The organism is Virgibacillus byunsanensis (genome assembly GCF_042675965.1).
In the GTDB taxonomy this organism is placed as follows: Bacteria; Bacillota; Bacilli; order Bacillales; family Amphibacillaceae; genus Virgibacillus_R; species Virgibacillus_R byunsanensis.
In genome coordinates this window covers 215,182-234,189 of record NZ_JBHTKJ010000001.1, presented here as the reverse complement: position 1 = coordinate 234,189, position 19,008 = coordinate 215,182, and the positions used below count along the sequence as shown (strand labels likewise).

At 37.9% G+C, this 19,008-nt stretch carries 13 protein-coding genes; 9 read left to right on the top strand and 4 right to left on the bottom strand.

The genetic code is table 11. The features are described from left to right. Positions 1 to 94 precede the first annotated feature (94 nt). Positions 95 to 472, bottom strand: a complete 378-nt coding sequence (locus ACFQ3N_RS01035) for a PH domain-containing protein (RefSeq protein ID WP_390358708.1) — start codon at positions 470 to 472, stop codon at positions 95 to 97. A 120-nt stretch (positions 473 to 592) separates the two neighbouring features. On the opposite strand from ACFQ3N_RS01035, the gene ACFQ3N_RS01030 reads away from it, so the two are divergent. The 4 genes from ACFQ3N_RS01030 to ACFQ3N_RS01015 all read left to right on the top strand — a co-directional run bounded on the left by ACFQ3N_RS01030 (position 593) and on the right by ACFQ3N_RS01015 (position 7,408). Continuing rightward, on the top strand, positions 593 to 1,186 hold the full coding sequence (locus tag ACFQ3N_RS01030) for a superoxide dismutase family protein (protein ID WP_390358706.1): 594 nt from the start codon (positions 593 to 595) through the stop codon (positions 1,184 to 1,186). Between the two features lie 492 nt (positions 1,187 to 1,678). Beyond that, the gene (locus ACFQ3N_RS01025) at positions 1,679 to 2,395 is read left to right on the top strand and encodes a sulfite exporter TauE/SafE family protein (RefSeq protein WP_390358704.1); all 717 of its coding nucleotides are present in this window, start codon (positions 1,679 to 1,681) and stop codon (positions 2,393 to 2,395) included. Positions 2,396 to 2,596: 201 nt separating this feature from the next. Beyond that, positions 2,597 to 3,787 carry an MFS transporter gene (locus ACFQ3N_RS01020; RefSeq protein ID WP_390358702.1) on the top strand — a complete coding sequence of 397 codons (1,191 nt, stop codon included), beginning with the start codon at positions 2,597 to 2,599 and terminating at the stop codon, positions 3,785 to 3,787. A gap of 456 nt (positions 3,788 to 4,243) precedes the next feature. After that, positions 4,244 to 7,408, top strand: coding sequence for a DEAD/DEAH box helicase (locus tag ACFQ3N_RS01015; protein ID WP_390358700.1), 3,165 nt, complete (start codon positions 4,244 to 4,246; stop codon positions 7,406 to 7,408). A 1,104-nt stretch (positions 7,409 to 8,512) separates the two neighbouring features. On the opposite strand, the gene ACFQ3N_RS01010 is transcribed toward ACFQ3N_RS01015, so the two are convergent. Beyond that, positions 8,513 to 9,808, bottom strand: a complete 1,296-nt coding sequence (locus tag ACFQ3N_RS01010) for a hypothetical protein (protein WP_390358698.1) — start codon at positions 9,806 to 9,808, stop codon at positions 8,513 to 8,515. Next, positions 9,801 to 10,628 (bottom strand): serine hydrolase, encoded by an 828-nt coding sequence (locus ACFQ3N_RS01005; RefSeq protein ID WP_390358696.1) that lies wholly within the window; start codon positions 10,626 to 10,628, stop codon positions 9,801 to 9,803. The genes ACFQ3N_RS01010 and ACFQ3N_RS01005 overlap by 8 nt, the downstream gene beginning before the upstream one ends. A gap of 278 nt (positions 10,629 to 10,906) precedes the next feature. Here ACFQ3N_RS01005 and ACFQ3N_RS01000 point away from each other — a divergent pair, with 278 nt between their 5' ends. From ACFQ3N_RS01000 to ACFQ3N_RS00985, 4 genes are all read left to right on the top strand, one after another. Further along, positions 10,907 to 11,923: a TAXI family TRAP transporter solute-binding subunit gene (locus tag ACFQ3N_RS01000; RefSeq protein ID WP_390358694.1), complete on the top strand. Its 1,017-nt coding sequence runs from the start codon at positions 10,907 to 10,909 to the stop codon at positions 11,921 to 11,923. Between the two features lie 80 nt (positions 11,924 to 12,003). After that, positions 12,004 to 12,456: a DUF1850 domain-containing protein gene (locus ACFQ3N_RS00995; RefSeq protein WP_390358692.1), complete on the top strand. Its 453-nt coding sequence runs from the start codon at positions 12,004 to 12,006 to the stop codon at positions 12,454 to 12,456. 19 nt (positions 12,457 to 12,475) lie between these two features. After that, entirely contained in the window at positions 12,476 to 14,653 is a 2,178-nt protein-coding gene (locus tag ACFQ3N_RS00990; RefSeq protein ID WP_390358691.1) for a TRAP transporter permease, read from the top strand. Positions 14,654 to 14,720: 67 nt separating this feature from the next. After that, on the top strand, positions 14,721 to 15,830 hold the full coding sequence (locus tag ACFQ3N_RS00985) for an NAD(P)H-dependent flavin oxidoreductase (protein WP_390358689.1): 1,110 nt from the start codon (positions 14,721 to 14,723) through the stop codon (positions 15,828 to 15,830). A 58-nt stretch (positions 15,831 to 15,888) separates the two neighbouring features. Here ACFQ3N_RS00985 and ACFQ3N_RS00980 read toward each other — a convergent pair whose 3' ends face one another. Next, the gene (locus ACFQ3N_RS00980; RefSeq protein WP_390358687.1) at positions 15,889 to 17,508 is read right to left on the bottom strand and encodes a long-chain fatty acid--CoA ligase; all 1,620 of its coding nucleotides are present in this window, start codon (positions 17,506 to 17,508) and stop codon (positions 15,889 to 15,891) included. Between the two features lie 146 nt (positions 17,509 to 17,654). Here ACFQ3N_RS00980 and ACFQ3N_RS00975 point away from each other — a divergent pair, with 146 nt between their 5' ends. Continuing rightward, positions 17,655 to 18,998: an MATE family efflux transporter gene (locus ACFQ3N_RS00975; protein WP_390358685.1), complete on the top strand. Its 1,344-nt coding sequence runs from the start codon at positions 17,655 to 17,657 to the stop codon at positions 18,996 to 18,998. Positions 18,999 to 19,008: the final 10 nt, after the last annotated feature.

Sequence of the window (19,008 nt, the reverse complement as noted above, 5' to 3'; positions counted from 1 at the left end):
ACTTTTTATCAAAAATAATTGATTAAATGTAGCCTATTTTTAAAAAGGGACATAAAAGGAGCGATTTAAGAGTCGCTCCGTCTTAAAGCAGGGTTTATCCACATACATATTCTGCTAATACGCTTTGGACTTTATAAATGTTTAGTTGCTTGTTGAATGTTTTCTGGATTGGATTGGCATTGCCTGATACCCAGATGTTAAGTTCTGCTTCTAAATCGAACGTTCCGGCGGTTTCGACTGAAAAATGTGTAATATTCTTGTAAGGGATCGAGTGATACTCCACCTTTTTACCTGTAACTCCTTGTTTATCGACTAATATAAGTCGTTTATTCGTAAAAACCATCAGATCTCTAATTAGCTTATAAGCGTGTTCTACTTGTTCCGTTGAGGCAAGTAGATCTGTGAGTTCCTTTTCAGCTTTTCCAGCATCTATTTCAGATGCATTGCCCATCATTCCGTCAAACAGTCCCATATAATTAACCTCCTATTTATCATTTTTCCCATTATAACAAAACATATGAATGTTTAATCGTACTTTGTTTGGAGCACAATAGTTTTGACATTATAAACCAAACGGAAAGGAAGATAGAAGATGAAGAGATGGCACGTCTTTTTATTCATGATAGCGTTTATTATAGTATTAAGCGCATGTGCTGGCATGGATAATGGTCAAGATAATCAAGAACATGGCGAGGAGCCTGGAATAGAGACAATAGGTAATTTAAGTGAAGAAAATGAAGAGGTTCAAGTAACACTAGTTGACAATACCGAGGAAGAAATTGGAATGGCAACACTAACACAAAAACCTAATGGCGTTAACATAAGGCTTGAAGCATCTAACTTGCCACCAGGAATACATGGTTTTCATATTCATGAAAAAGGAATTTGTGAGGCACCTAGTTTTGAATCTGCTGGTGAACATTTCAATCCAACTAATGCTAAACATGGCTTTGATCATCCTGAAGGACCACATGCTGGTGATCTTCCCAATATTGATGTAGCTGAAGATGGAACGGTTATGGTTGAAGTATTAGCGGATATGGTAACACTTGAGGAGGGTAAGGATAATTCTCTTCTTAAAGAAGATGGTACTGCACTTATGATTCATGCAAAGGCAGATGATTATAAATCACAACCATCAGGAGATGCGGGAGATCGTATAGCTTGTGGTGTGATTAGTGGATAGAACGTATCAACCCAACCCGAGTGAATGCTCGGGTTTTTTGATGGCTTAGGAAATTATAAAATTAGGAGCCTGTGGATAATTTATTAACTGCTTAAGCCACGTCCAGCTCCGACGTACAGGACGTACTAGTGCCGATGACGCCACAGGATAAGTAAAGCTCCCCTGAAAAGCATCGCACGCAGAAAAAGCGCTTTTCTTTTTCAAGGACGTGGCGTTTTCATCGGCCAGCGCCCAACGACTAGTGGGCTTCCTTATCCTCCTTACGATAAGACAACATCGAATCGCTTACGCTCTTCGTGTTTCCTTTAAGGAAGATCGACTAACTTCGCCGCTTTGCGCTGCAACGTCGACCCACCCGCGATGCGCGGGCGCAGCCCATACGTCGCTAAACGGGCGCTTACGCTTTTGTACTTCCAAATTTGAAATAAAAGTATAATTGCTTCATATGAATTCTGTTAAACTTAAGGCAGATCATGTTTAGTAGGTGTTTAAGTGGATACGATTATTTTATTTTCAATTATTATACTGGTTGCAAGCGTCTTACAAGCGAGTACAGGATTTGGTTTCTCCATTATGGCAACCCCTTTTTTATTACTAATCTACGAACCACGAGAAGCAATTCAACTGAACTTGATTTTGTCGCTTGTGATATCGTTTGTGCTTATTATGAAAATAAGAAAAGATGTGGATATAGCTATAATGAAACGGTTTATTTTAGGAAGCGTTCCAGGGTTACCGATTGGTATATCCATTTTCTTATGGTTAGAAATGACAATACTAAAATTGGCTGTTAGTGTTTTGGTCCTTGTGTTGACTGTTCTTTTAATTTTGCAATATCGATTAAAACAAACGACAATACGTGACTTTGTGGTAGGTGGACTCTCAGGTGGATTTACGACAAGTATCGGTATGCCTGGTCCACCGCTTTTGTTGTACTTCTCAGGAACTAATACAACAAAAGAAAAATTACGCGGGACAACACTTGCGTTTTATCTATGGATCTATTTGGTAAGCCTGGTTATTCAAGTTGTGATAGCAGGGACATCTGAGGAAATCTGGATATCTAGCTTGAAGGGGCTACCGCTTGTTATAGTTGGGTTAATAGTAGGGCAGCTTCTGTTTAAGAGGATTAATCAGAAGTTATTTCGTGTGCTCACTTATGTATTATTGTTTTTCACAGGATTGTACTTGCTCATCCAACAGTTTTAATGGGAAATTACCAAAGGAAATGATGAGGCGCTGAAGTTTTTAACGAAGTCGCTAGAGTTAAAGGTAAAGCTGCTGAAGTTCACAATTCACAGTTTACTAGTAACCTAACTCTTAAAATTAAAGATAATATCAAATACTCATTTCAAAACAAGGAACACTCATGTATAATATATTTCGAGTATCGAAGAAAAGGAGATCGACATGAGCGTTCAAACGAATACACAACCTTCATCTATACCAGGTAAAATTTGGACACGTGACTTCGTGTTGGTTTGTCTGGCTAACTTTTTTATATTCCTTGGGTTCCAAATGACCCTGCCAACCCTACCTCTTTTTGTAAAAGAATTAGGTGGCAGTGATCAGTTAATCGGAATTATCGTTGGTATTTTTACATTTTCAGCTTTACTTCTTAGACCATATGCAGGTCATGCGTTAGAGTCAAAGGGTAGAGGTTTTGTATATATGCTAGGATTATCTATCTTTGTTATCTCTGTTGGTTCCTATGCATTTGTCTCGACGATAGCCTTTTTGCTTATCATGCGTGTTTTGCAAGGTGTTGGCTGGGGATTATCTACAACAGCAACAGGTACTATTGCAACGGATTTAATTCCGCCCAAGCGCCGTGGTGAAGGGATGGGTTATTTTGGTCTGTCAGGAAATATCGCGCTGGCATTTGGCCCAACGCTTGGACTAACATTACTAGGTTATATTTCATTTTCACAATTATTTTTAATCTGTGGTTCATTTGGGTTTGTCGCTTTTTTATTATCAACTAGAATTCACTATAAAAAAGTAGAAAAGCTTGAACATAAAACGACAACGGTTAAGTTTGATATTTTTGAAAAAACAGCATTACAGCCGTCTATATTGCTATTCTTTGTAACGGTTACATTTGGTGGAATAGCTTCATTTCTACCGTTGTATGCAGCAGAAGAAAATATTTCAGGGATTGAATCATACTTTTTGGTATTTGCGATTTTTCTAATGATTTCACGGACGTTTGCTGGAAAAATTTACGATACTAAAGGACATTTATATGTTTTTTTACCAGGAACGATTCTTATATTCGGTTCCATGCTATTATTATCCTGGTTACCTAGCACAATGGTGATGTTAATTGCAGCTGGCATGTATGGACTTGGATTTGGGAGTGTTCAGCCAGCATTACAGGCTTGGTCAGTTGATCAAGCACCTGCTAATCGTAAAGGAATGGCGAACGCAACATTCTTTTCCTTTTTTGATTTAGGTGTGGGGATTGGTGCCATAACTTTCGGGCAGCTTGCGTATATGTTTAACTACAGTGTAATCTATTTAACTGCAGCTGGTTCCGTCATGCTTTCTATTTTGTTGTATATATACCTTTATGTGAAAGCAAGAAAAGCTGCACTATAATATTGGAGGTGTTAACGATTCTACTCGTTATGAAAAATGGTAAATCTATAATGAATGAGTGGGTTTTGATCGATAATTGAAGCTGTCGATTGAATATCTGAGCTGTTGATCGAAAACAGCACTCACTTGATCGATTTCATATCATGCTTGATTGATTTTCATCTCTGTTGATCGATTTCCACTTCTCTTGATCAAATACAGCACTCTGCTGATCAATTATCCACTATCCTTGATCAAAGTTCAACCCCGTTGATCAATTCTTAATGGTATGAAAGCTTAACAGATGAATAAAGTGAGTGTACAGCTGTCACGTATTGTGGCAGTTTTCTTTCATTTCAGGCGTATATAATATGCTTGCATTTCCTATCCTAGTAGAAGTAACTATGGTTTAAAAACATGTGATTCTCGTATACAATAAAAGAAAATAGAGTTGATAGAAAGTAGGTTAATAGCGTTTTGAATAGCATTCGTAATATAAACTTACAAAAGTTATTTCCGTCCGTCGTTTATCGGCGTGGCTTAGAATATTATAATAATGGCCGAGTTAGTGATTTACTATATGATATTAATTATCAGGTTTGGACCGCAACTGTTCATGGATCTGAGGATTATTTCGTGGAAATTAATACAAGTGACATAGAAAAGGGGTCGATTGACACCTATTGTGACTGTCCAGCATTTGATACATACCAAACATGTAAACATATTGTTGCTGTACTTATTGCTGTTTCCAAAAAAGAAGGAAACAATTCGCCTGTGAAGTCTATATATGACTATCGAACCACAGAGCAGTTGATTGATTCGATTACATCAATTCAGCAACGTGCGACTACCTCAGAACTTGTATCGCAAAAAGTGCCATTGCATATAGAGTATTACTGTAAATGGTCATATGATTATAACTTGCAAATTGAATTAAAAGCAGGTGTTGCTCGCCGCTTTGTTGTGAAAAACGTTTATGAATTTTTGGAAAGTGCAATCCATGGAAGAGAACATTATTTCACGAAAACATTTACTTACCATCCTGAGAGTCATTATGTATTACAACAGGATATGGAAATTTTTGAAATGTTATATGCTGTATTACGCAATGAACAAATATACATTGATCGCACATTCCACCACTATAGAGACACATCAGAACGCTCGGTTGTTATTCCACCTATCCTTGTTAAGACACTGCTTGAAAAGCTAATGGAACGGGATTTTACAGTGGAAGCAAGAGATAAAAGCTTCAAGCAAATTAAAGTGATGGAGGATGATCTCCCATTTGAATTTGCACTATCAAAAAATAAACAAGGTGAACTCGTTTTAGCGATGGATGTTTTGGAGTCTGTCACGTATTTTAATCTCTATCAGATGTTGTTTTCAGATGGGACGTTTTATTTCCCAGCAAAAGAACAGATTCCTATTTTAGAGCAGATTGATCGCTTAGGGATAGAAAATCAACGTTTGCCAATTACTAAAAAACAGGCAGATGTGTTTATATCCGAAGTGCTTCCATCCTTGAAAAGAGTTGGAGATGTGCAAATTGCAGAAGATGTAGCATCGGAAATAATTCAAGTACCATTGCGTGCTAAGTTATTTTTAGGTGTGCAAGCTGATTGGATTACAGGGAAATTGGAGTATCATTATGGCGAGCACCAGATTGACCCGTTTAATGGACGTGAACAAGATGATGTCATCATCATTCGTGATGTGGAAAAAGAACAGCAAATAATGAGTTTAATTGAACATGCAAACTTCCATTACAATGGGAGAGAGCTGTATATAGAAGCTGATGAAGATGAATTGTATGATTTCCTGTATGAGGTTTTACCGATACTTGATAAGCATGTTGAATTATTTCTTACTTCAGAAATACGAAATTTTATGGTGGAAAATGAGCCAACCCCGAGTACAAGTGTCCGACTGGAGTCGTCTTCAAATCTATTGGAAATAGGCTTTAACATAGATGGTGTTGATGATTCGGAAATAAACAACATATTGAACGCTGTTATTGAAAGAAAACGGTATTACCGGTTGCAAAGCGGTGCCATTCTTTCATTAGAGGGAGAAGAATTTTCTTCGATGAAGCAATTTTTCGAAGACCTAGATGTTGAAAAAGGTGATGTTGAAAATGGTAATGTACAAATGCCGGTTTATCGTGGTGCTCAAATTGACCATTTAATTGGTACAAAAAAGGATTACGATCCATCGTTCCGCAGTCTACTACACCAATTGGAATCACCAGAAGAACAGGTTTATCCATTGCCGGAAAACCTCCAGGCAACCTTACGAAACTATCAGCATACTGGATATCAATGGCTTAAAGGGTTAAGTGCTTATCATCTAGGTGGAATTTTGGCAGATGATATGGGTTTAGGAAAAACGTTACAGAGTATTGCCTATATCTTATCTGAACAAAACGATAGTCCACACCTGATTGTATGCCCGTCATCAGTGGTCTACAATTGGAAAAATGAATGTGAAAAATTCGCACCAGATCTAAAAGTGGCCATCATGACAGGAACACCTACAGAACGATTGCAAAAGATAAAAGAGTTTACGTATATGGACGTTTGGATCACATCATATGCCACGTTGAGACAGGATATTGAAATGTACAGTGAGCTGACATTTCAAACATTAATCTTGGATGAGGCACAATATATTAAAAATTACGCAACGAAAACATCGAGGGCGATACGTGAGGTTAAAGCAAGCAGGCGTTTTGCTTTAAGTGGTACGCCGATTGAAAATTCAATTGAAGAGTTATGGGCTATATTTCAAGTGATTTTACCAGGATTAATGCCTGATCAAAAAACGTTTAAACAGTTATCAAATGAAAAAATAGCTGCGATTACAAAGCCGTTTATTTTAAGGCGTTTGAAAAAGGACGTTTTGAAAGAGCTACCTGATAAAATTGAATCTGTACATGTTTCTGAATTAACCAAAGATCAAAAAGATCTATATGTTGGATACCTACGGCAAGTACAGCAAGAAGCTGCTGAATCTATGAAAGGAAGTGGCTTTAATCAAAACCGCATGAAAATACTGGCAGGGTTAACACGATTACGACAGATTTGTTGTCATCCTTCGTTGTTTATTGAAAATTACCTAGGGAAATCTGGAAAACTAGAGCAACTAATGGATACGCTAAGAAACGCAATAGAAAATGGGAAGCGTATGCTTATTTTCTCGCAATTTACAAGCATGCATGAAATTATAATAGAAAAGCTGAATCAAGAAGGAATTGACTATTTCTACTTACATGGTAAAACCGCATCACAAGATCGGATCCACATGAGTGAACAGTTTAACAATGGTGAAAAAAATGTCTTTCTCATTTCATTGAAAGCTGGAGGTACCGGATTGAATTTGACTGGTGCAGATACTGTTATTTTATACGATCTTTGGTGGAACCCAGCTGTGGAAGATCAGGCAACAGGTCGTGCACACCGCTTTGGCCAAAAGAATGTGGTTCAAGTTATACGTTTAATAACAGAAGGGACAATTGAGGAGAAAATCTTTGATTTACAGCAGAAAAAACGAGAGTTAATTGATCAAGTCATACAGCCAGGTGAAACCATGCTCTCAAGTCTTAGTGAAGATGACGTCCGTCAGCTACTGAGCATATAACTCATTTACAAGCGTAAAACAGTATAAATAAAAACAAAGCCAGGCGAATCGTAACGGGTTCACTTCAGAGGTGCAAACATTAAAAACACATCATAAAACACACGGATTTTCACAAGGGTAATCTCGTGTGTTTTCTTATTGCTATAACAAGGTTTGAAAGAGTTTTTAATGTCTATTCACAGAATGATTCACAACTTAATTCGCAAGAGTGAAATATTTATTGTAGTGTATGTGGGTACTAACTTTAATTTTCTGGGGATATAAAACTCCTTTTAGAAATTAAGAGATTTAATCTATGAAGCCCCACTAGAGCTACTAGCTATATACTCCACGATATTCCCTAATTTTATAGGAATGATATTACGCTTGCCAACTTTGATTGCACAAGAAGAGCAGTCGCTTCTTGTGTAAACGAGGTAGATAATAGACGAACGAACTTTAAGCGGACCCCAGTGCCCTTATTTGTGTCAAAATCAATGATTTTTAAGGTTAAGCGGACTCAGGGGATCTTATTGCATAAAAAAACAGTCTATAACTCTGGAACTGTTACAAATAAGGTTCACTGAGTCCGCCACCACGATAATTATGCATAATGAAAGGAAATAAGGTTCAATAAGTCCGCAAAAAAGATAGGCTGTCTTATGTTCAAGCAGTATAATTTCTATTTAAGTAAAGCTTTAGTTTAACAACAGATATTTAGAAAGAAAAATGGCTTGGATATTTTTCCAAGCCATTTTTTACTGTGGATTTTACTGTGAATTTAATAGTGAAAGTTATGTGATTATACGTGAGATTTAACTTGTGATTCACAGTTTTGCACCTCACAAGTGAACCTGTTAGGCGAATCGTCTGGCTTTTTTTAAATTAAGGCTGTTTTCCGTAAAGACTGTTTTAGAGAGAACAGATATAAACTACGACGCAACAGCTAGGTTGATTTCCGCTGCGAGCAGTCGCTTTCCTCGGACGCGGCTTCAGCTCTCCTCGCGGAAAACCACCGTTGCGGGGTCTTCAGCACGTGGTGGCTCACAAGCCGCCCGCGAAGTGTGTTTCCAGAGCGGTAAGTTCCATCGCATTTATTGTCACGGACGTTTGCGGTTCTTGTTTCTACTGGTTTAAATTAAACAGCTTTCTTGGACGGCCTTTTAAGTATGGTTTTTCTTCTCCTACTACTTTAATTACTTCACCTGACAGGAGTTTATTAATGGTTCGTTCGGCACTACGTTTTGTCACCCTGTAATAGGAAGCAACGTCATTAGAAGAAAATGGCTCCTTGTTACGGATTGCGATGAAATCAATAAAATTATACGAAAGTTCATTGTTAAGTTTAGCTTTATGGATGAGCGCATGATAAAGCTGTGAAGTATTAAAATCTTTTTTAACACCTAATGGTCCAATTGTATCTTGTCGCTCATTAACAATATAACAGTTACTATCATTATCAAGACTACAAGCCTCCAAAGCAAGTTTGGCATTATTTTCAGCCTGTTTAGCGGTTAAGCCTAAACCAAAACCGATATCCACTTTAGCGTTTATTGCTTGCTCTAGTTCTTTTAAAAGTGGGAAATCACGATAATGGTTTGTAATATGATCTAATATTCCCTTCGTGCCAAATACAGCAAATTGATTATCGTTGTTATATAAGACAGATGCGTATGTTTTGTGTCCAAACTTTAACAAAATTTGATGTAGTTTTAAGAGAAGCTGTTTGGATGCCAATTCTCCCTTTTCTTTTATAATCAAGTCTAGGTTTTTAAGCCGAACGTAACCAGCGACTATTTGCGAACTCTTACTTTGATTTAGGGAAACAATAGATTTTGCTTTTTCAATTGTGTGTACAATATTAATCTGCGGGATTTTCATACAGATGGTGGGTATACCAGCTTCTTTAAGCATCTGTTCTACTTCTTCAATGGAAGTTAGTGCAAACTCGGTTTTCCCCTCATACCATAACTGTTTGTGATAGTTGAAAATGTTATCCAAATCGGTCTTCTCGTCCACGCCAAAGCTATACGTATATATTTCCCCACCACCAATTTGCAATTCATTTAAAACTTCATCTACATGACGGCTATCTAAAGCATCAATTGAAATCCGGGATAATTGTTGGTTGTGTTCATTTTTAACTCGGTAAAAAGAGGATAAGATCATATATTCATCAAAAGGTACTTGAATAGCTGGTAAGCGCTTTTTCTCAATTACTTCCTTTGCGTAAAGATAAGAAAGTGAGCTAGCAAACACATAAATATCGCACATAAAAGCTTTTTTAACCAACTCAACTGTTTCATTTGTTTTTGTATAAACAAATGGAATAATTTCTACATCTTGGTCATACTCGATGTAGTCATGAATACGCTCCATTACATGATTTCTAGCAAACACTGCCATTTTAATTTTAGTCATGTTCTCTCCCCCTACTAATTGTTTCATATTGATCATCTTCAATATAGTTTGCTAATTGTTTTCCGATTTCTGCAATGTAATTCCTGTTGTCGCTGTTGTTTAATGAGTCCTCTGAAAGAATAGCTGCAATAATAGTTCTATCTTTATATGTCATAATAGCAGCATCGTGTTCAACACCTGGCAATTCGCCTGTTTTGTGATAAATTTGAATTTTTGAGTCGTTTTTCCAATATCCAGGAAGTTTATGATTAAATTGCTGGTTAGAAAGTATTTTCAGGATTTCATTTCTACTATTCTCGTTAATGACACTATTTGATTTGGTAATAATCGATAAGAAACGAACCATATCATGTGCAGTCGTATAATTTTCATAACCGTTTTTTTGAGATTGCTGATCCATAAAAAAGCGTTCCATTTTTGTATGCGTACATGCAAGCGATTTAGCACGTTTGTTGATGGAATTCATACCAATCTTATCAAGCATTATATTGGCGGCAGTATTATCAGAAAACGTGATCATGAGTTCCAATAAATTCTGATAGCTGTATATATTGGATTGAGTTAAATAATAGATCACCCCTGCTCCACTAACCTTCATATCATCTTCAATGTAAACTAATGTGTTGGGTTGTAATCTGTGGTTTTCAATTTGGTGAAAGGACTCAATGAGGATCGGGATCTTTATTAGGCTGGCAGCTTTTCTTGGCTCATTTGCGTTAATGGCTATATCCCCTTCTTCGGTATGTATAAAAATAGAGAAATATGCGGATCTTTTATCTAGTAATTGAAGAATATTGGATTTTAAATTGGTTAGGTTCATAAAACACCAGCCTTTGCACACAGTTAAAAAAATATAATTAACACCAATAAACGACATATTCGTTAACAAAAACTATAATACGGAATTTTCACAATATTGTCAAGAAGGAAAGTTAGGAAAGTTTATCGTTTTTAATGTTAGAATTTGCTGTTTTTAACCATTTAAATATGTAAATGTGCTAGAAATGTAATATTCTCATAATTTTCAAATGCTTGACATATTAGCTGAAACGGTTAAAATTTAACTACAAATAAAATGGATAAAAGGGGGTAATTTTAGTGAAAAATCTAAAATTGACTGGATTATTATTAATTGTTCTATTGTTAGCGTTAGCAGGCTGTGGTAGTGCACAGGATGACGGTGGCGATTCAGATGGAGAAGGCGGCGATGGTGGAGACGTACGCGTGACGATCGGAACAGGTGGAACTAGTGGTACATATTACCCGCTTGGAGTAGCAATGGCTCAACAAATTTTTGGTGATGTTGAAGGAGTATCTAGTGCAAACGCAGTATCAACTGGTGCTTCTGTTGCAAACTCCCAGGAAATGGCTGAAGGAAAGTACCAACTAGCGCTTGTACAAAATGATATTGCTTATTATGCAGTAAACGGTGAAGTGTTAAGTGATTTTGAAGGGAACACAGTAGATAATATGGCAGGTTTCACGTCACTTTATCCAGAGGATATTCAAATAGTGACGACTCAAGACAGTGGAATTACTTCACTGGATGACCTTGAAGGAAAGAATGTTGCTGTAGGGGACCAAGGTAGTGGTGCTGAAGCAAACGCGCGTCAAGTACTTGATGCTGCTGGGCTTACGTATGATGACATTACTGCTGAATACCTAGGTTTTGGTGATGCTTCACAAGGCTTGCAAAACGGCACAATTGATGCTGCATTTATAACAGCTGGTGCACCTACAAGTGCTATTCAGGAATTAGGAGCTAATAAAGATGTTCACGTATTGTCTATCCCGGACGATGTTATCTCAACGTTGACTTCTGAGTATTCCTATTATACAGAAAGAAATATTCCAGCAGATACGTACGGAGATTATGGTCAATCAGAGGATATTACAACTGTAGCAGTTATGGCTATTATGGTTATTGACAGTGAGCTTTCAGAAGATACAGTATACAACATGACAAAAGCATTGTTTGAAAATCAAGCAGAGTTAGAATCTGCACACGCTCGTGGAGCAGATATTACGTTAGAAACAGCATTAGATGGGATGTCAATTGACTTACATCCAGGTGCAGCCAAATATTATGAAGAAGAGGGCGTTTCTGTAGATTAATGCGTACCTCTAAAACTACCCACAGCCTGCTTAAAAGCAGGCTTGTGTGGTCATTTTACTTCATTGCTATCGGCATTTACTTGTTTCTTTCAAATGTTCATGTCATGTATGCTATTGACGAAGAAGAGAACATTTTGATTATGGAACAGGTGAATGCCGATACAACTTTCTCCTCAGAATATATTCATTCTGTTGCTAAGTGTCTGATTATTGAAAAGTTCGAAGTAAACGATAATCACGAAATGGTTTTAATGGAAAGCTGGAACTGTAGCTTTGGAGCAGGCATTGAAACAAAGCCTCCACCAGGTGCTACGGATCGATTGGAAGACGGATTTTATGTGATTGATGATATTAATCAGGTTTTTACCGACATATCATTACATGCTGTACCCATGAACGAGCAGATCATTAAGATAGATGGCAAGCAGTGGAATGTATCTGAAGCTCCGTTTGTTGGCAAAAACTTTACCATTTCTATAGAAAAAGAAAACGTACTAACGTATTGGATTAAAAAACTATCTAGCAGTATATGAGTGAAGGGGGCGAGCCTTTATGGCTAACTCAAATATAGATCAAGATCTTGATGTCAAAGAATTAAATAAGAAAGTTGATGAGTTAGAGGGTAGTGATCGTACGTTGTTCGGTTGGATGGCGATAATCACATTAATTATTTCTGTTAGTATGTCCTTGTTTCACTTATATACTGCAGGGATAGACATGTTACCTCGTATGCAACAAAATGCACTTCATCTCGGATTTGCATTAACCCTCATATTTTTAATATTTCCGTATAAGAAAAACCTCGGTCAAAAGAATATCCCATGGTATGATCTTGCATTAGCGGGAGTTGGGGCATTTACAGGTATATATATCGTGATGATATCTGATGACATATTAGGAAAAGTTGGGAACCCTACGGTGATGGACACAACAATGTCGGTCATTGCCCTTTTACTAGTTTTAGAGGGTACCAGACGTGTAGTTGGTAAACCATTGGTTATTCTAGCAGTTATCTTTATGTCTTATGCATTGCTTGGTGACCTTTACTTACCTGAATTTATGGGGTCTTATGCGATTCTACCAGATATAATAAATCACCTGGGTTTCACGTGGAATGAACTTGCTGAATTTATGTATTTATCGAACGAGGGTATATTTGGTACTCCGATTACAGTTTCAGCACAATATGTTTTTATTTTTATTTTATTTGGAGCCTTTTTGGAAGTAACAGGTGCTGGGCGCATGTTCATCGACCTAGCGGTTTCAGCAGTTGGTTCCTTTAAAGGTGGTCCAGCAAAAGCTGCGGTAGTTTCTTCAGGCTTGATGGGTTCTATATCGGGTAGTTCTGTTGCAAATGCAGTTACAACTGGTACTTTTACGATTCCGTTAATGAAGAAAACCGGCTTTCGGCCACATGTAGCAGGTGGAGTTGAGGTTGCAGCTTCCTCCAGTGGACAATTGCTGCCACCTGTTATGGGTGCAGCAGCATTTATCATGGCTGATTTTACTGGAATTCCGTATCTGGAAATTGCAGCTGCTGCGGCAATTCCTGCTATCCTTAGTTATACTGCCATTCTATTTATGGTCCATTTGGAAGCGAGTAAATTTAATTTAAAAGGTATTCCTAGAAAAGAATTAGTAGCGCCTTGGAAAATTCTAGGTGGAAGGGGTTATTTACTTCTTCCGGTTATAGCACTTATAACACTTCTAGTACTAAGACTAACGCCAATATTAGCATCATTTATGGCAATTGTAGGTGCATTAACCATTGCTTTATTTTCACATCGTTTGCAAAAGAGTTTTGGATCAGGATTCCTGGTTTCGTTACTCTTCATTGGAGCGGCGTATGCTGGACATCTCTTATTTGGATTAAACGAATATGTGACGCTGGTATCAGCGGGGAGCTTATTATTTGCCCTTATATGGTATGCAGTAGGTAAGAAGATAAAAGGGGAAGAACCAAATCGGTTTGGTTTTAGGGAATTCTTTATGGCACTAGAAATTGGTGCGAAAAACTCCTTAAGTGTCGTGGCAGCTTGTGCGTCTGCTGGTATTTTAACAGGTGTTGTTACGATGACTGGTCTAGGGCCGATTCTTTCAAGTTTGATTCTTGATTTGGCGAATAACCAATTAATACTTGTTCTATTATTTACCATGTTTGCATGTATTATTATGGGGATGGGCTTACCGACAACTGCAACATATATTGTATTAGCAGCGGTTATGGCACCGGCATTAATTCAAATAGGTATTCCTGTATTGGCTGCACATTTATTCGTATTCTATTATGGTATTTTAGCAGATGATACACCACCTATTAATTTACCCGCATATGCAACTTCTGGTATTGCAAAAGCAGACCCAGTACAGACGGGTATTCAAGGGTTCAAATTTGATATGGGTGCATTATTGCTTCCGTTTGCATTCACGATGAATCCGATATTGATATTACAAGATGAAACTGCAACATGGGTTGCTGTTGTATGGAGTATTACAACTGCTTTCATAGGCATTATTGCCTGGTCAACATTCATTCAAAGCTATCTGTTTGCTAAATTTGGCTGGATTGAACGAATTCTTGCAGTAGGTGCTGCGGTTGTATTAATCAACCATGATATATGGACAGATATACTGGGGATAGCAATCTTTGGACTTATTGTTCTAATACAATGGTTTAAACACAACAAAAATAAACAACAAGATGAGGCTGTCCCTGAGGGCAATGCCTAAACAAAAAGCTGCTTTATGGCGATAATGCTATAAAGCAGCTTTTATATAGATACCTAGTAGTTGTGTAATGTTTAAAACGGATAAAATGGAATCGGAGGGATTACACTTGAGACATTTTTTGGATAAAACCAGAATGAAAGTTCCTATTATTCAAGCTGGGATGGCAGGTGGAATAACCACACCTGAACTTGTTGCTGCTGTTGCCAATAAAGGGGCGCTTGGAACAATTGGTGCAGGTTATATGAGTGCGAGTGTATTACAAAAGGAGATTCAACAGGTAAAAAACTTAACCGATAAGCCATTTGCAGTAAATTTGTTTGCAACTAATCTAGAAGCTTTTTCTACAGACACTAGAGAAATGCAAATGGTATTAAATCAATTTAGAGATGAACTGGATATAGATAGAGGTAGTGATTCTGTTAAGGTATATGATTATTTAGAGGAAAAGATATATATTATTTTACAGGAAAATATACCAATCGTAAGTACGGCGTTCGGAGCTTTGTCCTCGGTATTAATAGATCGGTTAAAAGAAAAAGATGTGACGTTAATTGGCATGGCTACAAACATAAGTGAAGCAAAAATGCTAGCTGAATCGGGCTATGATGTAATCGTTGCACAGGGGTTCGAAGCGGGAGGTCATCGTGGTACATTTGATATTAGAAAACATCCTGATGGTTGTAATATTGGTCTTCATGTATTACTTCAGGAAATGGTGGATGAAATCTCATTACCGGTCATAGCAGCAGGCGGCATACATACTAAAGAACAAATTCATGCATTATTATCCATGGGGGCTGCAGGAGTTCAGTTGGGTACACGTTTCTTAATAGCGAAAGAAGCTGGAACAAATACAGCATACCGCCGAGCACTTATGAAAGCCGAAACAGAGGGTACGGTAATCACTAAAGTATTTTCAGGTAGGCCTGCACGTGCTATACAAAATTGCTTTGTCAAAGAAGTTGAGAAAAGTAACTGTCCCGTCTTACCTTTTCCCGTCCAAAACGAGTTAACGAAGGATATTCGTGCAGCTGGTAAAGACTTTGCTATTTCGGACATGCAGTCCTTATGGGCTGGTCAAGGCGTTGGGGCGATATGTGAAGAAGAGTCATTGGAAAAAATTATGAACTCACTGACCAAGGGTTTTTCTGAAAAGGTGCCACTTACAGATGAATAATCAGGAGTAAGAAACGAAAGAGGAAATTGACAAACACTAGTCGATTTCCTCTAATTTCTTAGTTTTGTATATTATAATGTTCCTTTACCTGTACACGTAATTGCCGTTTTAAAAATTTACCTACGGACGTTTTCGGTATTTCATCTAGGAACAACACATCGTCTGGAATCCAGAATGTTGCAAATTGAGGACGGAGGAAATCGAGTAACTCTTCCTTTCCGACCTTATTAGAAAAGCCTTCATGCAATACCACACAAGCTATTGGGCGTTCTTGCCATTCCGCATCTGGAATAGCGATAACACTTGCTTCAAAAACCGATTCGTGTGCCATGAGAGCATTTTCTAAATCAACCGAAGAAATCCATTCGCCACCACTTTTAATTAGATCCTTTGTACGGTCAACGATTTTGATGGCGCCCTCTTCATCAACTGTAACGACATCACCGGTGTGGAACCAGCCTTCGCTAAAGGCACTTTCACTACGATCATCATTGTAATATTCACTGGCAATCCAAGGGCCACGAAGAAGTAGTTCCCCCATTTCTTTTCCATTCCAAGCTACTTCACCATCATTTCCTAACACCTTCATTTCAACTCCAGGCACTAGAGCACCTTGCTTGGCGCGTTGAGCTAATTTCTCTTCATCACTTAAACCTTCTTGGTAGCTCTTTAACCGGGAAATAGTCACTAATGGTGTGGTTTCAGTTGCGCCATAAGCATGTACAAATGGAATATTATATTTCTGTTCAAATGCTTGAATAAGTCCCTTTGGTGCAGCTGATCCACCACAAAGCACAGCCCTTAAGCTAGAGGTATCGTAATCCCCTTGATCTAATTCACGTAATAACCCAAGCCAAATGGTAGGTACACCTGCAGTAATGGTAACGTTGAATTTTTCAATAAATTCGGCAAGGCGCTTTGGTGTAAAACGAGGTCCAGGCATTACTTGTGTGGAACCGAACCATGTGCATGCAAAAGGTGTCCCCCAAGCGTTTACATGGAATTGTGGAACAACTGCCATCGATACGTCTGATTCGGAAATTGCAGCGGAGTCTTTTAAACCTAACGCAAAACTGTGAAGTACAATACCTCGATGCGAGTATACGACGCCTTTTGGTTTTCCAGTTGTTGCAGAAGTGTAACACATTCCTGCTGGCTGATTTTCATCTATGTCACTTGCAAATGAGTATGTTGGATCTCCAGTGTGAAGTAATTCTTCATATGAAAATAGAGGTTTAAGCTTTGACTCTGGGAGTTCGGATTTATCAGTCATGATAATAAAGGTTTTGACAGTTGTTAACTTGTCTTGAACGGCTTCTATTAGAGGTAGGACATCTTCATCGATGAATAAAACTTTATCTTCTGCGTGGTTAATAATGTAAATGATGTGTTCGGGTGATAACCGGATGTTGATGGTATGTAATACAGCTCCCATACCAGGTGCGGCAAAGTAAATTTCCAGATGCCGGTGATGATTCCAGGCGAGGGTACCAACCCGGTCCCCTTTTTGAATACCGATTTCTTCTAGTACACTCATTAGACGGCGTGTACGCTGGCCAATTTCAGCGTAGGTGAACGTTTGTAATTTGTCATGTGTTTGTGAGATGACTTGTTTTTTTGAAAAAAACTTTTCTGCATGTTCAAGCATCGATCCTACTGTTAATGGAACTTGCATCATACGAAACATCTCCTTTATAAAATTGTACGTGTACATTTTTATAATATCACACAATTAAGACTATTGAAAAATATTATTAGGGCGTAAAAATTTCCCGAGCATGCTAAAATAATAACTAGAGGTTTTGATGAAAGGATTGGCTATGTATGAAGAAGCAGCATGACTTTACCCAAGGAAATCTAATGAAGCAACTTATATTTTTCTCTGGCCCCATTATGCTCACCAACTTATTACAAACTTCCTATCAGTTTGCAGATAGCTTGTGGGTAGGTAATTTACTTGGTGCGAATGCCCTTGGTTCAGTCGCTGTTTCAAGTACCATCATTTTTACAGTGTTATCATTCGTAATTGGTTTGAATAATGCTGCATTAACGATTCTTTCCCAACAAAAGGGTAAAGATAATGAGCAAGGATTAAAACGTTACTTAAATGCGTTTGTTGTTATATTAACGGGATTGTCAGTTATATTAGGATTGGTTGGCTATTTCTTTTCTGAATCCCTTTTAACCTTATTAGGCACACCTCAAAGCATGATGGAGGCAGCAAATACGTACTTACAGCTAAACTTTTTGGGAATTTTATTTCTATTTGGCTACAATTTTATTAGTACCGTACTCCGCTCGTTGGGTGATAGTAAAACACCATTAAGGTTTGTTATGACGGCGGTTGCACTAAATGTTGTTCTCGATCCACTTTTTATTGCAGGTTTTAACTTAGGGATTGATGGTGCAGCATATGCGACAATTGCAGCCCAAGGGAGTGCATTTGTTTACGGTATGTTCTATGTACTGCGTCATAAACTTGCGCCATTTAGTATGCCATTTTTCCCTGCCAAACAGGAAGTTGGGTTAATTTTAAATCTGGGCATTCCTTCAGGGCTGCAAATGGGTGTCATCTCTGCTGGAGTGGCGGCCATTATGAGTGTGGTTACGGGTTTTGGTGATGATGTTGTTGCGGGGTTTAGTGCCGCACAACGGTTAGACAGTATTCTGATGCTCCCGGCTCATGCATTAGGGACGGCAGTTAGTAGTATGGCTGGTCAGAATATTGGAGTTGGTAACTGGTCACGAGTTAAAGGTGTCGCAAAATATGGCGTGCTGTATAATTTTTCTGTTATGATATTTGTAGGCATTTTAGTAGTATTATTTGCTGAATATGGAGTCCGATTATTTATACAGGAAGAAGAAGCTGTTCAATTTGGAACGAAGTATTTACAAATTATTGCACTATGTTATCCGTTTTTAGGAATTAATTTCATATTGAATGGAATCGTTCGAGCTTCTGGAGCTATGTACCAAGTACTAGTGTTGAACATAATTTCATTTTGGGTATTGCGCTATCCAATGACCTGGCTGTCTTCAACGTGGTTTGGTGATATTGGTATTGCGATTGGAATGGGAAGCAGTTTTGTGTTCAGCAGTTTCTTTGCGTACTTGTATTATCGATTTGGAAGATGGCGGGAAAAGGAATTATTTAATAAGAAAAAATAAGAAGCTGGAG